This is a genomic window from Nocardia sp. CA-135953, assembly GCF_050955735.1.
Lineage (GTDB): Bacteria > Actinomycetota > Actinomycetes > Mycobacteriales > Mycobacteriaceae > Nocardia.
Window position 1 is genome coordinate 4,436,909 of record NZ_CP192082.1, and the last position, 19,140, is coordinate 4,456,048.

Here is a 19,140-nt window from a genome sequence, read left to right on the forward strand (position 1 = left end):
TCACCCCTCGCCGCGCTCGGAATCGCCGCTCGGCGTCGCCGGTGCCGATGGAACGCCTTCCCCGGGTGACGCACTCATGAACGAGAGATCCAGATCAGGGATATACGGCATCGACTCATGCCCACCGGAATGCGCTACCGCATGCGCGCCAGCCGCCAAACCGAGCTGCACCGCGCGATTGACTGGCAGCCCGGCCGCGACACCCATCGCCAGTGCGGCGGTGAACGCATCGCTCCCGCCAGTCGTGTCGACCACGGACGTGCTGTGCGCCGCGAATACTTCTGTGCGCCCCTCATGGTGCACGGCGCAACCAGCCGCACCGAGCGTGACCACAATCGTCGGGACACCCAGCAACTCGAACAGGCGCTCGGGCAGCAGGTGCGCGTCGAGGGTCGCCACATCGCTCGAGGCCACATCGCTCGGGGCCGCGGCCAACAGCGCCCGGGCCTCGGCCTCGTTCGGCACGAGAATATCCGCCATCCGCACCGTGTCGAGAGAAAACCCGTCACGCGCCGGCGCCGGCTGCAAGACGACCGTGGCACCATTTTCCCGCGCGACGGAAGCGACTTGCGCGAGGACCGCGTCCGGCATTGTGAAAGTCAGCAACGCTAAATCCGCGTTCTCGATAGCGCCGATATTACGCAGAATGTCATCGCCGTTCAGATCCAGCTCGGGGGTCAGGTGGTCGATGAATGACATTTCCCCGTCCGGCTCGACAAGACATTCAACCCTCCCCGTCGAAATCCCGTCCTCGACCCGCATACCGCCGTAACCAATTCCCTCGCGCCGCAACTGTTCCCGAATTTCGACGCCTCCCTCATCATTTCCGGTCGCGGTCACGAATTCCACCACCGCGCCGAGCCGCGCTGCGGCAACCGCCTGGTTGAGGGATTTGGCGCCCGGCGTGTTACGAATGGACCGCGGGACACGATACTTCGACACTCCGGCTGGTTCATCGAATTCGACAACGCGATCGGTGAGAGAGACACCAACCGTAACTATCCGTGGACTACCCAGCGGTCCGGGTCCAAGAATTCGCGGAGCAGCAATGCGAAGCATATCGTCCGAAACATCGCAAACACGACCGAAACCACGCAGGTAATCTTCTGTTACGCGCGATTCATTCTCCGCCGATCCGACCGTCGACCGAGTTACACCCATTGCTTCGGCGAGTTGCTCCTGAGTCATCCCACGGAATACCCGGACAGCTCTGTGCCAGTCACCGAAGGTCCGGAGGTCACGATCTCGGGGGTCAGGAAAAGTCGTATCGAAAAACCGTGCCAAATGACGTGGAGAAACGACACGGAGCATGTCGTCCGAAATACCGACAGCGCGACCGAAAGCACGCATGTAATCAACGGTAATACGTACGCCGCGTTCGGCCATTCCTACGGCGTTCCTGCTGAACCCCATGGCGTCGGCGAGTTGTTGCTGTGTCAGGCCGTGCAGCATCCGGACAGCCTCGAGCCATTCACCGAAAATGACCATATTCTCGCGGTGGCTACGGGGCGGTGTACGCGGATGGAAATCACCCGTCACAAGAGGTCGATCATCGCCCCACGAACGACTGTTGTCTCGGCCGATCCGGTCAGCTTCCGGACCACGGGCCTCCAGGGTCGGAGCATCCGGTCCGGTGTCGTTCGCTGCCGCCTTCGAGGACCAGGGGGTCGGCGCTGGCGGATTCCGTTGCGGATCCGCGATACCGCTCGATGGCGTCGACGCGGACCGATTCACCCCATCACCGTCGGACCGGCCATCAATCGGCTGGTCACGAGTGGTCGCTACTTCATTCGCGGCACCGGTCTCGTCGGTCGGCGGTCTGAACTCCACCTCTGACTCGGCTCGAGTTTCGGTCTGCTGATCTGCAGTCCCAGCTGGTCGCGACCACGGCGTCGCGCTCCGCGATTCGCTCGGTGACTCCGACGACGCACCGACTTGCCCATCAGCAGACCCAGCCGATCCCCACAGCAGTGGCTTGATCTTACGGCCGCGAGCAGATTCGCGAGCGAACGCGTTTGGCGAAAACCGCGCGGGATTGATTTCGGAGGGCGGACGCCACGCCTGCGCCCTCTCCTCATAGGCATACGCGAACGCCAACAGCCGCGCCTCCGTGTGCGGTTTGCCGACCAGCGTGGCACACAACGGCAGACCTGTGCGTGGGTTGTATCCGATCCGCACTGTGACCGCCGGGTACCTTGCCCGGGCATACAATTTGTGTGCGGTGTCCTGGAAGAACAGCAACGCATCCGCTCGGCTCGCGTCGAATGCTTGCTCGAGTCGGTCCTTCGCATCCCTGATCGCATGATCACGATGGGCGTGGTACTCCGCCAATACCACTGGGTCGTCCAGGTCGATGGCGTTGGCGGCAATCAACCTGACCTGTCCGTACGTGAGTGCGCCCTCGAAGATGTGAGCTTCTTTGGAGCGAACCAGGTCGTCCATCGTCCTGATCGGCGCATTCTCAGGCAGCCCAGCCAGGTACAGATTCATAGCCCGCTTGAATTCGTAGGTGGCAAGAGGAACCGGTAGGTCGGCCTCGTGCACCTCGACCGGGATCAGCGTCGCGCCCAGCTCTCTGAGCAGGGTGTGCGCATCTGCGAAGATATGGGGCCCGCCAACCAGCCCGATCCGTGAGCCACGCAGAGCGTCGACGGACAGCGCAGCGGTGTAGTCCGTACGAACCTTGTCGGGAATGCTGGTTGTCGCGGGATCCGCGGGGTCGGCTGCGGCCATCACAGTGAGCAGAACCGCCGCGCCGTACACCGTCTTGGCTATCGGACCCACGGTATCCAGGGTTGGGGAAACCTGCATGACCCCGGTTCGGCTGACCAGATCGTACGATTTGACCGTGACCAGCGAGCTGGCCACCGCCGGAAAGACAAGCGAGCCAGCGGTCTCGGTACCGATGGCCACCGGGGCCTCCCGTACCGCTACAGCGACAGCGGACCCTGTGCTGGACCCCCCCGGGCTCGCACCAACTGCGTACACATTGAGCATCGAACCGTCGAGAGTGCTGTACCCAGCGGGCATAGCGTCGGCGACAAAGTTCGCCAGTTCGGTCATCTTGGTCTTGCCGAGAATTATCGCCCCCGCCAACCGCAACCGACGCACCACAAATGCATCACCAGCGGGATACGAATCACGCAACTCCGGCACCCCACCAGTCGTCGGCAAACCAGCCACATCAATGTTGTCCTTGATCAGAACCGGAATCCCGTGCAACGGCCCCCGGATCCGCCCTTGACGGCGCTCGGCGTCCAGCCGCTCGGCCTCGGCCACCGCATCCGGATTCAAGACCCGCACCCCATTCAAACGCGGATCGGCCTTGTCCAACAACTCGATCCGCCGCTGATACGACTCAACGAGCTGCACCGAGGTCACCGCCCGATCGGCCAGCGCACGCTGCAACGTGTCGATGTCGGCCCGCTCCAAATCGACCGCGATCGTTGTCCGCTCCGACACACCCGCACCGATCCGCCGGTCGGCCCGAAACGCACCGTCCTCTGCCTCCCGCAACCGCAATGCGTTGCCTGCCCGGTCGAAGCCCATCAACCAGCGGCAGGCCGGAACCTCGGATGCCGTCGAGGCGTCCCATGGCTCGTACCGCCCTGCGCCGGGATCCTGCCGTTCTATCCAGGCGTTTCGCCCGTCCTCGTCACAGCGGTACTCCGCGCGATAGGCATACGCGCCCACGCCGTGCTCATTCACCGCGTGAGCCTCGTCGACCACCACGATCGAGACGCCGTCACGCCGCCCCATAGGGATGCGCGCAACCGCAGCGAGCAGCGCTTGCTCGACCGACCGATGCGGATTGTCCGGGTCGACGGAGAATCGCTGCGGAACTCCGCGCAGCAACCTCGCAAATCTTTCGAACGACAGCCCCTCGGGCCCGACGTTGCCCGGGACGCCGACATTCTCGTTGCCAGTCCGGTTCCGGTGCAGCGCCGAAGTCAACGTCGCACTTCGACTCGACGCATGTCCATCGGAAAGAACGGATGCCCAACTGCCGTCGTCGGACCGGAAGATCAGGTCGTCGGCCTCACCCGCGACATCCAGCGCCGAATCCAGCCACCTATCAAGATTCGCGTCGAACCGATCGATATGCGATGTCAGGTCTACAATCTCGTCGGCGGCATCGACCATCGTGCTGAGGTATCGGCAGCGCTCGGCGCGCTCGCGCACCGCGGCGCCTCGCGGATGAACGTCAGCCAGTTGGCGCGACACCGATGTGAGCGCCGGAGGCAGCGAACGCATCTCGAGCGATTCCGCGGGAGTCGAGTCCAGCTCGCGCAGCTGTTCCGGAGTATCCGATCCGAGGACCAGTGTCAGCCAGCGCAGATCCTGTTTCACCATGCGCCGCAACGCTTCCCGCTTCTCAGGGAGCGTGTCCCACCGGCTCAGATCCACACCGATATGCGTGGCGGCTTGCGACAACCGATACTCGGCCGCCGCGCGTTTCGTTTCGGCATCACGTCGGCGCTGCACCGGCTCGTCGAATTCCTCCCCATGCCTGCGCAGTCTGATGCACCGATACCTCCACGGGGTTTCGGCATCGAAGGCATCGATCAGCCGACGCAGTCCGACATAACGGTCAGCGAAGTGCGACTCTCGATCGGCCTCGCCATTCATCCACAGCGCGGCCACACGCCGACGCACCTCATCGAGGGGCGACTCCGCCCACCCGTCGCCGGGCAACTCGGCCTCGCACGCTCGTGCCGCCGCACGCATAGTCATCGGATCGGGCTCGAGTTCCCCCCGGCTCAATCGACGATCCCACGGGTACGCGCGCAGGTGGTCCGCCTCCAGGCGCGCCCGCACCTCTCGCCCGAGTTTCCTCCGATGGTCGGCTTCGTCCAACGCCGCAACCACCGTATCGATTCGCGTGAGTTGCATACTCGCGCGGGCGATTTCGTGAATCAGACCGATGGTGGTTTCGAGCCGCTCGGATTTCGTCGACTGCAGACTCATCAACCGCATCAGCTCTTGCCCGCCCGCACCGAGTTCGTCGAGCGCCGGAAGATCGAGTTCGAACTCGCTGGCGAGCCCGCCTACAAGGGCGACGAACCCACGGTCTCGTCGGCGCGCTATATCATCCCGCACAGCGGTCAGGCCATCGCGCAAGGACGCCAAGCCTTCGCTCGTCTGCGCCGAACCGGGCTGTTCGTCGGGTTGTTCGTGCAGGCGCGGCGAGGATCCAGACGCTGCCGCCGATACACCGGACAGGTCCCGGGTCACATGCTCGATCGCAGCGTCCCTATCACCATTCAGCCGATCTATCGCGCCGTAGAGTTCGGCAACCCAAGTCGCTCGCTGCATCAATCGACGCAGCTCCTCGAAACCACCCGCACCCCCAGCGCTTCGAGCAGCCGCCAGCAAGCGCCGCAGGCGAGCAACCAGCAGCAACACCCCCGCACGTGAATCCCACGCCGGCAAGCCGTACTGCTGCGCCGCCGAGAAGATCTGCTGGTACATCGGCCCGAGCGACCGCAATACCCGCTCGTAATCCGCCACAGCCATTCCCAGCGCATAGAGCGAGTCGGCCTGCCCGTGCAGACGATGCGTCGCCTCGATCTGATCAGCCGCAACGGTAAGCATCGAGTCGATCAGTCGAACCGGTACACCGAACGGCCGGAACCCGGCAGCCGCATACTGCAGGCCGCGCACCCGGGCAATCAACCGGAACGTTTCGTCGGTGCGCCGCGCCAGCTCCGTTTCCACCGCATCGACCGTTCGGCTCCACGCGCTCAGGCGACGAATCTCGGCGACATGCTTTGCGATCGCAGCGGATTCGGCGAATACCTGTCCAGCGGCTATGAGCTCGGGTGTCGGGTAACCCAGTCGCTGCCGCTCCGCCAGAACATGTTGTATCCATTCGTCGTCCACCGCCTGGCCCCGCTCGATATCGAGCATTCCGACCAGGCCGCCGCGGACCTGCTCATACCTGGTGAACCAGCTCTCCGAGGTGGACGAGCCGGTGCGCAACAGCTCGTCTGCGTCGAGGTTGTGTGGCCGGAGCAGTTCGACCAGTTCCTGCCGCAGCTGCGCGGCTCTGTCGTCGACCCGGCGCGCCAACGCCCGCCGGATATCCGACTCCGCGTGAGCGAAATCGTGCCGTCCGAAGTCATCGGAAGGTCTGCTACCGATGTTTCCGCCCGGACTCGGGTCGCCCTCGATTTCGGCGAAGTCTGGTGAGTCGGGGAACTCGGCACCGATTCGTTCGCCGCCGAATATCTCGGTGGTGGCCGCCCGGATATCGCTTGCCGCTTCAGGAGAGGCAGGAGGACGGTCTTCACCGCTTGTGTTGGACGCGTCTGGTTCGGTAAAGGGGTCCGGCTCGTCTCCCGGGAGGTCGACTTCGAGTTCGGGTGTGATCACCGGCGGTCCCAGGGTGGTGACCAAATGGTGGATCGCCCATTGCGGACTGCCGATGGTCGCCCCGTTGATCTCCGCATCGGTGAACCCCACCGCGAGTGCCTCGCGCTCGTCGAGGTCGAAGTAATCCGGGCCTTCGAACGCGTATGCGGGCAGCCGGGCGATCCATGCCCCGTAGGACTCCTGCACCAGGCCGAGTCTGTTCAGTTCGGCCCACGTGTTCTGCAACATGTCCGGCAGCTGCTGACTGAGCCGCCTGTGGTGCGCGTGGTCGATCGCGTGCACGAACTCGTGCACGATGATGTCGTGGTAGGGGCGCCCACTGCTGACATTGAAGCACTCATGCAGTTCGCGCTCGGCGTCCTGCAGCGCTGTGGCCCGATCGGAGGCATAGTCGAGGCTTACGGTGAGCCACTCCGTTCGGCCGCTGCCGGGCAAGCCGTAGGTCGTGGCCTTGGACTTCGAGTCGTCCAAGAACCCGATCCGCAGTCCGCGGATGCTGGTCATGACGCGCCTGCGGCCGTCGGGCGTGTACCGGAACCTCGTGAGCAGGCCGTCCAGCGTCGCGATGATTTCCTTCACGACGTCGAGGGGCACGTCGGGATGGTCGAATCCGATGATGGTGAAGTACGGGTGCTTCAGGTAGAACTCCTCGACCTGCCGAGCTTTTTCCCGTCCTTCGATCGAGAGTCCGGCGAAATGGAGCACTTCGCCCGGGTCGTTCAGGGCGGCATGCCGTTCAGCGGCGGCCAGCTCGGCCATCACCCGCTTGTGCACGTCGACCAGGTCGTACTCCGCGAATTGCGGTTCCCGGTAGCCCACCAACTTCCGCAATTCGGTGATTTCGGCGCGGGGGATGGTGTGGTCATGCCACACGCGGCGGCCGTTGTCGTCGAGCGACACGAACATCGCCGAGTGAGCGTCGTACTTTCCCGTGATCGCGTGAAAAAGGCCGAGCAGCTCGTCCGAATGAGAACCGGGCTCCGGCAGGTCGGTCATGGGCTCACGGAACAGGACATTGCTCAGCTCGGGGTAGCTGCGGGTAATTGTGATCGGCGCCCTCATCGTCGAACCGATCCGTGTGAGCAACCATGCCTCTCTTGCCCTCTCGGCATCGGGGTACGTCTCCCGGATCAGTTGTGTGCCGTTGTCGAGGGTGATCAGCTCCACCGTCACCTCGGATGTGCTCTCGATCATCCGAGCCTGCACCACGGCGTGCCGAAGGGCCTCGTTCTCGCGATCTCTGTGCATCCCGTAGGCCGGGCGGTGTCGATCCTCCGGGTTCTGGTTCGCATCGGCGGTCGGTTCGTCGGGTCTGCTGCCGATCCGTCCACCCCGCGTCGAGCTACCCTCGCCCGGTACGGAATCGCTGTTGCCGTCGGCGTATCGCCCGCGCTCGGAGTCGATGGGTCGCGCGACCAACCCGCGGCCGGATCGACGGCGATCCACCCGAACAAGGGTGGCGCCGCGTCCGGCGGTGATCTGCGCGGCGTTGGCAAGCGCTTCGGTGGGCAGCCCGGTCGCCGGGTCGCGGTGCAGATAGCCCTGATGCACGGCCTCGGCGCCCGCGAAGTTCGGTGAGTCGGGGAACTCGGCGCCGATTCGTTGACCGCCGAACGCCTCGGTGGCCGGATCAATACCGTGGCCGAGCCGCTGGTGCACGCGGCTGCGCGCGCCGGGCTCATCCGCTCCGAACATGGTCACCGGATCGCGCCACGACGCGGCGACATAAACATTCTCCGCACCGATGCCGAACTCCGCGGCATGGCGAACCGGGCCCGCTCCCGGCGACCCCGACAGGGTGATCGAGCCGACCAGACCGGCGAGCCTGCCGTACCTGCCCGCATAGCATGTCGTCACCGAACCGTAGCTGTGCCCGTATAGCCGGTTGACCAGCCGGTCGGAGGCCGCGGTCCCGGCAAGACGTCTGGTGGCGTGGAATGCCGCGATGTCGCACAGCAACCGGTCCCCGCCGACGCGTGCGCGGCGTCGGAAGGCGGCTTTCACATAGCCGGTGTGCACCGGCCCGGTCGGCGCGTCGTATCCGATCCAGATGATCGACGCCAGCTCGAGCGACGGATCGACCCGCAACGTCTCCTCATACAGGTTGCGCAACGGTTTGAACTGGTAGGCCAGCGAGGAAGAAGTCGTATTCGTCCCCGGCACATGCCAGTTCACCGTGTGCGCGGTATCCACATTGCCGAGCGCAGCGACGACCTTGCCTGTGCCCTGGAAGGCCGTGGAGTCGTAGGACAGCAGATGCACCGGAGGACTGCCCGCCATCTCGGCGGCCTGCCGGTCCAACTGTCGCAGATGATTTCGGATATGGATCAGGTTGCCGAACTGTTTCCGCTCGGCGGCGGTGAGTCCGGTCCGGATCCAGGCGAGCATTCCCACGCCGACCGGCTTGCGGGCGATGAACGCGTCCAGATCGCGGCGGATAGACAGCCGGTTGGCATGGTCGCGGATCACGGCGGGAAGGCCGTCGGCATTACCGATCTGGTGCGGGTAGACCTGGATGAGTGCCCGTTGCGTGCCGCTCAACCCACCGGGTTCGCTCAGCGAGTTCCACCACTCGCCGTTCTCGGTCGCACGGCGTTGTGCCGACCCCGCCGACAGGCGGCGATACCCCCGATGCTGCAACATATCCGCGTTGTCGAAGCCGCCCGCATGCAGCGCCTCATCGGCCAGCCGCCGCAGTTCGTCATCGAAACCGTGATCCACCGGCAACGAACGCCAGCGGTATGCCGGGGCCGCATCCGCCTGCATCGGGTCCTGCCGGTCCATCCATTCCACGACCGCGTCCAGACATTCGTTCGTCGTATACGTCTGGGCAGCCGCGGAGTTCGCGTGCTGCACCGCGTTCAGAAGTTCGTTCCGCGCGCGATGTTGTCCGTTCTGGAATTTGCTTCTGTCCGAACCATTTTCGCCGTCGAGGGATATTCCCGCACGGGTCGCGATCCGCATAGCGACTTGTCGGACGATATCGACCGCGCGCAAGCCACGCACGGAGTCCTCGGGCTCGAAGGCGGCAGGTGATGTCGCCGGTCCGAACCGGTTGATCAGGAGTTGACGTTCGGCGGCGGTGAGTTCGTCGAGTGCCGTCTGCAGGTCGCTAGAACTTGCCTCGGCCAGCGCGGTGGCCAACACCGCCTGCGATCGGTTGTGTTCGGCCGCAAGCACACTCACCGAGCGACGAGCGGCGAGGAGCGCCATGTTGCGGATCACCCGGCTGCGCGCTCCCGCTCGGACTGGACGCAGCGCTCCCCGATGAGCCGAATCGAGCTCTTGCACAGCGCGTTCCAGCTGCTCTGGGCTCGCCTCGGCGATCAGCTGTCGCGGATCCGGCGGGTCGGCGCCTATCAGGGCGGCGTACATGGCCGCTCGGAAACGGTCGGATTCGGATGTCTCGGACGGCTCGGCCGCACGCCCCGCCGTCACCAGCCGTGACCGCTGATTTCGGAGCTTGCGGCGGACACTGACCAGGTTCGCCCGCACATCACGCTCGGAAAGATCGAGCATCATCGCAATTTCTTTGTGCGTCAATCCATTTCGTGCGTCAGCGAGAATTTCCGTCTCGCTGGGCGTGAGTGATAGTCCTTCGATCACCTCGCGCGACCAGGGCGTCGTCTCGCCCGGTCGGCTGCCGATCCGATCGCCGGGTACCTGGCGCCCGGTGCCCGATTCCCAGGGAGGTGCATCGGGGGCGGATGCGGTTGACGCGGAAGGAGACTGGCCGCTCCACGACGTCCGCGCAGGCGTCGCCGGGGCCGGATCGGACCCCGTGGCCACCCACCGGGCAATAGTCGTCGCTCGGGCGAACTCGTCGTCGGAGAGCTGCCAGCGCTGTCGCATCTCCTCGACGGGGCTCGGCGACGCGATCATCTGGGTTCCGACCCGCTCGTCGAAACCGGTGCCGTTCACCGCGAATCCCAGGATCCGGGCAGTGCCCGGGTCGCAGCCGTGCGCTAGGGCGCGGTCGTGGAGCAGTTGCGCCGAACGCAATTCGTCATAGCCGTGCTGGTTGTCCGCACGCCGCCCGCCGCCGTACACGATGTCGCTCCACGCGTCGGCGACCATCGCCAGCATGATGTCGCGCACATCCGCACTCCGCAGCTTGCCGTTGTCCAGAATGTGGCGCAGGTCCGCGGCGACGTCCATGCCGTTGTGATAGAAGGCCGCCACGCCGAACTCGCGCAGTTCGAAGGCGTTGTCGTAGAGGTGATTGGCGCGACCGACGTCCGGGTGGCCGTATAGTGTCCGGTTGACGAACAGCCCTTCGGCTGCGAGCCGAATACTCCGCCGGATCTCCTCGTCGAACTCCGGGCCGATTTTTTCCTGCGGAAGCCCCGACCGCAGGATCTCGGTCACCTCGCTGATCTCGCGCCGAATCATGTTCTCCGGCAACGGCGGACACGTCCGGCTCAGCAGATGGTCCTTGATCCGGTCGACCAACTCCAGATCCTGCGGCAGACCCCGCTGCTGCGTCCAGGCATAGATATCGGGCAGCCCGGCGAAGTGCATACCATCCGCCGCCTGTTGCCACGCCCGACTCAGCAGATCCTCGTGCGACACCACGCCGTGCCAACCCACAGTCACCCGCACCCGGCCACGCTCGAGCCAGCGTCCGCCCCGACGCCCGGGAATAGGCGCCCAAGCCCAGCCTTCCGCCCTGAGCCGCTCATACAGCCACTGCGGAACCGACACCTCGACAACGTCGGGCGCACCTGGCAGGAGCGAACCCAGCGCCGGGGCCGCTGCCGCGCGTCCCAGCACCACACCGTGCTCGGCCAGCATCCCCTCGATCTCCGCGCCGATCGGCACAGCCGACCCCGGCGTACCTTCCAGTGTGTCCTCGTGGGCGCGACCTTCGTAAATGAGCTCTGTGAACCCGGCCCACGGACGCATGCCCCGGTCCGGCTCATTCTCGTGAGGTCGGGTACCGATGCGACCACCTGGACCGTCCGGGCGGTCCTCGGTAGGGTTCTCGTGGCCATGGACCAGATCGTCGGTGATGCCGCCGACCAGGCCGCCGGGTACGTCTGGGCTGGTGCCCGGTTTCCGACTGTCCGGCACCGGAGTCTCGCTGGGTGTGCTTGTGCTGCCAGAAGATTCGGAAGCGCTCGAGAGTATCGCCGAATTCGTCGGCTGGTTGCGGTGCCGGCGTGCGGCACCCTCCGGCGGCTGGGCACTGATGTGCAGCCCGTTGGCCTGCTTGCCGCCGACACCCAGACTCTGGCCGATCGCGGCGCTCAACTCCCGCGGGGACGCTGCCCGCAGACCGGATAACGCTTTCGCCAGTACATCGTGCTCGGGAAAAACGCCGTTCGCGGGTGCGATTCGCCAGGCTTCACCGGGCCCAGGCTGTTCTCCCACCACCCGTACCCTGGCTGCGCCGATATCAACGGACATTTCCTTCACAGAAACGCCTGGCGATGGCTTCGGCCAGTACGCCCGCAGCATATCCATTTCGAACCCCAGCGGCTTGTAGCGCATCGGTTCGTGGTCGGCGGCCCACCGCCGATGCACCGTGCCGGTGGGGCTGCGCGGATTCAAGGGGCGAGCATCGCCTGCCCAGAACCCTTCCGGCCCAGCCTCGTCCGGCTGCACGGTTCTTTCCTTGTGCGGATCATCATCGGACTTGTAGCTGTATCCGGAAAGCTTCTCCGGGCCATCGTCGAGCCACCCGCTGAATGAGAGTTTTCGGTCACTATAGTTGAGATAGGAATCGAGCAGATCTGCCACAATCATATGGCGGCACGGTCTGACTCGTTCCAACGCGTGGCCGCCCTCGTGTTTGATCAGGCGGTAGAACGGTCGATCTTCCGCACCGGGGCCGTGGAATCCGGTCCGAACATATTCTCGAGATTGCTCGTAGTAGCTTTCTGGATCGAGGAGGCGGTGCACATTGACCAGTATTATGCTGCCGAGCTCTCCGTCATCATAGACAGTATTATCGGTGTGCGCGGAAGCTCTATTATCCGCATACGTGGAATATTTCTTGTTCGGCCATTCGATCGGATCGACGATGCGCACTTCTCGGATATTGATATCCGGGTATTTCGTATACAGGTCGTCTATCGCCCGAGCGATCTCGCGAACCGCCTCCGGATCGATCCCTGGATAGTCGAACCCGACGGCCCTTTCCAAGCGATCCCACTTCGCCGTCAACTCTTCGGCGATCCGAACCGGATCGACACCCTCCCAAGCCAGGGGCGCCGAGGCTCCGGCGCTCGCAGACACCGCACGAGCGGCGACCTGCCCACCACCCGCCGACGACGGAGAGCCCGCACCTGCATCGTCCGACGGCCGTGCACCGTCGGGCCAAGGGCGATCGACCGGAACGGACTGCGGCGCTGCGGGTTTGGCATTCCATTCCACGGTGGGCGCCGAGGCACGCGACGACCACGGGGTCCGCCGTCGGACCACGTTCCGCGACTTCGGCACCGCTGGATCCGAGTTCGTGTCGCCAGCTGGCGCCGCGTTCGGATCCGAAATATGGAACCGCTCGGCCGCGCGCAGCGTCATGGCCGCCGAGACATAGCCCTCCTCACGCAGCCGGTGCAATTTGGCGAGTGCGGCCTGCTTTTCCGCGGCGGAGGCACCCCGAAAACCCGATCGGCCCCTAACGTCCCGGAAAGCCGCTGCGGCCGTCCGGTGATAGCAGCGGGTGGCCTCCTTCCAGTCGAGTATCGAATCGAAGTCGCCGGGGTCCGGAGCCGATTCCCCGAACGGATCCATGCGGTACGAGAATCCCCAGGCCGCGGCAAAACCGTTCCAATGACCGCCCTGCCACAGCAATCGGTCGTACAACCGGAGCGCACCGTCTACGCGGGCCGACGCCGTTCGACCCGGCTTCCAGTGGCCAAACAAACGTTCTATATCTTTATCGGCGAGCCTGTTCACCCGCTGAAATTCGGCCAGATACTCGACCGGATATCTCGTCAGGCGCGGGTCGGGGAAGAGGAATATTTCGGCGGCGTAGTCGTGGTTGCGCTGCCTTACGAGTCGAGTGATCGGAAACGACTCCACGATGGCACTGCGGAGAGAATGATCGAACTCATCGTCTCCGAGATACGCGTCCACCATCTCCATCGACAGCGGAACAAGGCCTCTCTCACGCTTTCCGATCATAACTTCCGTCATGCTCATCGCGGTCGCCGCCTGCAACAGAGGAATACCGGCCCGCTCCCGGCGATAACGGAGATAACCACCCGCATGCGGGTACCCTTCCGGGAAATTCGGCGTACCGGGAATAATCGAGCAGAGATACACTTCGACGATATCTTTCGAAGGCTGGGCACGGCTCGCCTCGATATCGGCGACGGTATCCTCCACCATTTTCATCTTGGCCGCGAGATGACGACGCGGAAGACCGGCTCGCAGCCGCAGTACCCGCAGGCACATACCGATGGGGGCACCGCCGTCGATAGCCTCCGACAACCGGGCGGCCAGGGCACGCAGATGCGCCTCCCACCCGATGGGCGCCAGATGAGACGCAACCTCCCGATTCAGGATCGTCGTGGGGATGACGCCGAGTTCGTCCGCGAGTTGTTCATGGGTCGCACCGGTGAATTCACGGAACCGCCGGAGGCTGCTGCCGACATAGGCCGGTGCGTCCGCCGCCAGCTCCGGACAGAAGACCTGGGAGAGCGGAGCATAGAGATGGCGGGCATCGGGAACACGGCGCAACAGCGCCCGCATGTGGTCAGCAGCCGGCTGCTGACCACCTTCGACATTCTGCCAGGTCCCTGGAGCCGCGTCGGTGAGAACATCCATCTCGCCGGGTGTCAACGCGAGGTACGTGCGAACGGCATGCGACCAATCATGAGCGACGCCAAAAGCATGCGGATGCGGTACGAATTCATCAGGCGCACTGTCGGGTTCAACACCGATAGCCGAGAGCCACCACCTGATCCGACGGCCGTCCACGCCGTGCATCCGCGCGTACTGCCCGAGACTCTGCGTGACGAACCCGGCCTCCTGGTTCCGCGCGCGGGCCTCGTACCAGCGCCGGAATGTGTCGATTCGGATGATGTCCGCATCGGTTTCGGGGCCTGCCTCGCGAGCACCGGCCTGCGGGTTCGGAGCATTGGATGTTGTGCTGTCAGCTGCCGCCTTCGCGGGCCGCGGAGTCGGCGATGGCGGATTCCCCTGCGGATCCGCGGGTGTACGGTCTGCGATCGGCAGTGGTGGGAGGACAATGGGGCCGTCCAGGGGTACCAGGTTGCCCGCAGGGTCGTATTTGATCGCGACCAGACGGTTTTCCTCGGGCGGTAGCACAGCGTCGGCAGGGCGCCGGCCGTAGGAGTATTCATGGACGCGATCGTCGTCTGTTTCGTAGAACTCGAGCATGCCCGCGACATGACCACGGGACAGCACGACGGTGTGCGCCGACCGCGAATCGATGAAATCGATCGGCGGAGCATCGACGATGCCGCGCGGCCAGTGGACCACGAGGATCGTGGTTCCCGGCGGTTCGAGGGACAGTTGCTGCTCGAGCAGCCCCCACGTGGCGATCTCGCGGAAAACGCCGCCCGCGGCCACCTGCGCCGGTACCGGAAGAACTCCTCGGCCAGTGACCTGGGCAGATTTCCACGTTCCCACATGTGCGCCCGTCACCGCGCGCACACGATCGAGTCCTCGCCGGAAACACACCACCGCGTCCTGAGATCTGCTCTCATCGTGCGCGGCGGTGAACCAATCGACGAAATCCGACTGACTTCTAGAATATGCCTGGATATCCACGTCGTGCTGATGAGTCAGCGCCGTACCGAACATGAATTCGTAGACGATGGCCGCGAAGATTCTGATCGTCGTGTCGCTGCCACGATGCATCAACGGCGCTTGGAAGAGCAGATACACCGCATTGGCGAAACGCCGAACGAGATCGGCCGAAGGTTCCGGCGAACGCTCCTCGAGCAGTTCGTCGATTTCGGTGATCGCGGCCTCGAAGATCTGTCGTTGATCGTGTGGCTCCGCCGTCACCGTTATGAACTTTTCGGCGTTCCGATCGAACGGATCGATCCGGCCGGGCGTGGTTTGTTGTTTTTCTGCGCTGGCTGCCTCCGCCGCAGCGCCCATCAACAGGGTATTGCCGTTGACCCGAGTGCCGTCGGGCAGATCCAAGATATTCCGCAATATCTCGCTGGTCGGCGATTCCGCCGCAAACCTGGCTCTGATGCGTTCACCTGCCATGCGGAATGTGCGGAAGGCGGGAGTTTCCGACCCGCCTTCCCATCGTCCGCTTTCCGGATCGAACCGGGCCCCGTCGAGTTCGCGGCCACGGGCACCGAACATGTCGAAATTCGGCTCGCCGGGCACGAGCCGCTTGCGGAACTTGTCAGGCTCGACGGTATGGGGATCACGGCGCGCATTGCGACGCGCCACGGCCGGGTGCAGGTCGCCGGCATTCGGATCACGCACGCGTTCGACGGCCCAGACCGCATGCACAGAGCGCTGATGCGACACCCACGCATACAGTTCGAACAACACCCTGCGGCGAGCCGACGGCGTGGCCGCCGCATCCCGTCGGCTACGAAGCTTCCCCCGTCCTCGGTCGGTAATGTGCGCCTGCCACAAGGCATACATCCGACGTGCCGCGATCCGCGCAGGATCGGTACTGCCCGTTACCAGTTCGGGCATCGGATAGTGCCTGGCGAGGAACGTCCCCGATCCAGCACGCCCACGCCAGGCGGCCACCGTCGCGCGGTCCCCCGTGCGCTCGCCGATCTGCGGGTCGAGCGGAATCGTACCGACTTCCCCGCCGGGCGAAGGCTGACTCCTGCCGAGACCGTCGGGCCGAACAGCGAACGCACTGTCTTGGGAAGCCCCGGCCGTAGCGGCCACTCGGCCGATCCGCAGACCGGGTGGGATCGCGCCGGGTCCCGCGCCCGGCAACCGCAAGGCGTTGCCCGCCCGGTCGAAACCCATCACCCAGACACCGGCCAGGGCGGCCGAGTTCGTCGCGCCGTCCCAAGCCCGCCGCAGCCCCCTGCCTGGATCCTGTACCTCGAGCCAGCCGTTGTTTCCTCGCTCGTCACAGCGGTATTCGACACGGTACGTATACGCGCCCACACCGTGCTCGTTCACGGCACGCGCCACGTCGATCACAATGATCGACACTCCGGCACGCTGGTCTGCCGGACGACTCGCCACCATGTCGAGCAGCGCCTTCGCGACCCATCGATGCGGATGATCCGCGTCGACCGGAAACCGCTGCGGAAGTCCCTGTAGCGACTCCACATAGCTGTCGAAAGACACCCCGTCGAAACCGACATCTTCTGGCACGACGACGTTTTTGTTGCCGGTCCGGGCCCGATGCAACGCCGCTGTCAGCGGCGCGCTCTGACTGAGCGAGTGGGCGTCGGGAGGACCATATTCCACAGCGCCGTCGTCGGGGGCGACCTCGAGTCCGCCCGTCTCCCCCACGGTGCCCAGCGCCGCGTGAAGCCACTCGGTCAGATCCGCGTCGAATCGGTCGATATCGGTTGTCTCGTTGCCGATCTTGTCGACATCACCGACCATTTCGGCGAGGGAAACGCAATGATCGGCGCGCGCCCGCACAACGGTGCCTCGCGGATGCCGGTCCGCCAGCCGGAAGAACACGTCCCTGAGCGCCGGCTGTACGGAATCCATCAGCAGCTCGTCCACCCGGACCGAGTCCAGTGCGCGCAGCGGTTCCGGAGCATCGGATCCCAACACCAGTACCAGCCAGCACAGGTCGCGTTTCACCATGCGGCACAGCGCTTCTCGCACCTCCGGGAGCGTCTCCCATCGGGTCAGGTTCGCATCGATCTTTGCGGCGCGCTGCCACAGCCGATACTCGGCCGCACGGCCCGTCAGGTCGGCCTGACGCCGTCGTTGTACGAGCCGGCTGAGCGTCGAACCATGCTTGTCGAGCTTGTAGTACCAATTACGCCACGGGGTTTCGTCGTCGAAGGCATCGATCAGCTGCCGCAATCCGAGGTAACGCTCAGCAAGATGCGCCGCGTATGCCGCCGTGGCATCCTGTCGCAACGCGGCCACGCGTCGGCGTACCTCTTCCAGAGGAGTCGGCTCGCCCCACCCGTCGCCCGGCAGTTCGTCCGCAAAAACGCGCGCCGCCTCGCGCATCGTCATCGGATCGGGTTCGAACACCCCCCAGCTGATCCGACGATCCTTCGGATACTTCCGTAGGTGGTCCCACACCAGGCGAATGAGCCGCTCCCGGCCCAGCTTCACACGGTGGTCGGCCTCGTCCATCGCCGCGGTGATCGTGTCGATGCCCGTTAGTTGCTTACGCGCGCGGCCGAGTGGATGAATCAGGCGAATGGTGGTGTCGAGCCGCTCCGATTGCCCTGGCGGCACGCTTATCAATCGACTCACGTCATACATGCCCGCGCCGGGTTCGTCGAGTGCCGGGATATCGATCCCGAATTCGCCGCTCAGCCCGTCCAGCAGGGTGAGGAGGTTATGTAGTCTCCGGTGCGCGATATCGTCACGCACAGCGACCAGACACTCACGGAACGACGCGGAATCGGAGAGTTCGGGCAAGCGCCACGAGTTTCCGTCCACCGCACCGGGAACACTGGTCAGCGTCCGATTCACATGCTCGAGCGCGGCGCGCAGATCGGTTCTGAGCAGATGGCTCGTGTCGTAGAGATCGACAAACTCGTCCGCCTGCGAAATCAATTGGCGCAGCCCTGTGTCCGCCTGTCCCTCCGAGTAGTCTGCGACCTCCGAGAGGTGTCGCAGACGAGCGAGTAGCAGCAGCATCCCGTGCCGCGAATCCGAGGATGACACGCGGTAGCGCCGAGCCGCCGAGAAGGATGGGTGTTGCGACGGATCGAACGACAGCCGCCGCTCGTATTCCTCCACAGCCGTTCCCAGCCAGAAGAGGTCGCGCGCTTGCGCTTCCAGCAGTTGTCTGGCCGCGATCTGCCGCTCCACCTCGGCGACCAACCCGTGCACTTCCACATCCCTACGCGCCAGCTCCGCTTCCACCGCCTCGACCGTGCGCGCCCATGTGCTCAGGCGATGAATCTCGTCGACTAGCTTCGCGATCGCAGCAGATTCGACGAACGCTTGTCCGGCGGTCGTGAGTGCCGGTGTCGTGTAACCCTTTTCGTGCCGCTCCGCCAGCACGTGATGGATCCACTCGTCGTCCACCGCCTGGCCGCGCTCGATATCGAGCATTCCGACCAGGTCGCCGCGAACCTGCCGATACCGGGTGAACCAGCTCTCCCAGGTGGACGAACCCGTGCGCAATAGTTCGTCGACATCGATGTCGTGGGGCCGGAGCAGTTCGACCAGTTCCTGCCGCAGCTGCGCAGCTCTGCCGTCGACCCGGCGCGCCAACGCCCGCCGGACTTCCGACCCGGCATCCGCGGAATCGTGCTGTTCGAAGTTGTCGGATGGTCTGCTGCCGATGTTTCCGCCCGAACTCGGGTCGTCCTCGCCGCGCTCGGAATCGTCGATCGGCGTCGCCGGTGAGCTGTGAGGCGTCGACAGCTGAACCGGTTCCGTTTCCGCGCTCCACGGCGTGATCGGCATCCGCGCCGATGAATCGCGGTATTCGCCTTCGGCCGGGCGGCTGTTCGACGGCGTGTCCTGTTCGCTCGTGCCCGCGATGATCCGAGCCAGATGCCCAGGGGGCGGCAGCTCGGGGCCCGACACCTGGCGCGCAGGCATTCGGCGTGTCGGAGAGCCAGAGCCTGGGACGCCCTGAGCCATGACCGCCGAGCGGTCGAGAAGCACCCAATACTCGCCGTGGTAGCCACTACCCGG

The 19,140-nt window shown here is 64.8% G+C and carries 1 protein-coding gene (running past one end of the window); it reads right to left on the minus strand.

What is annotated here, in order from left to right; all coding sequences use genetic code 11:
• Window positions 1-19,140, minus strand: the 3' portion of a protein-coding gene (locus ACQPXH_RS20515) for a PfkB family carbohydrate kinase (RefSeq protein WP_433598151.1). It continues 9,075 nt past the right edge of the window; 19,140 of the gene's 28,215 nt are visible here — the last part of the coding sequence; the start codon falls outside the window, past its right edge; it ends in the stop codon at window positions 1-3.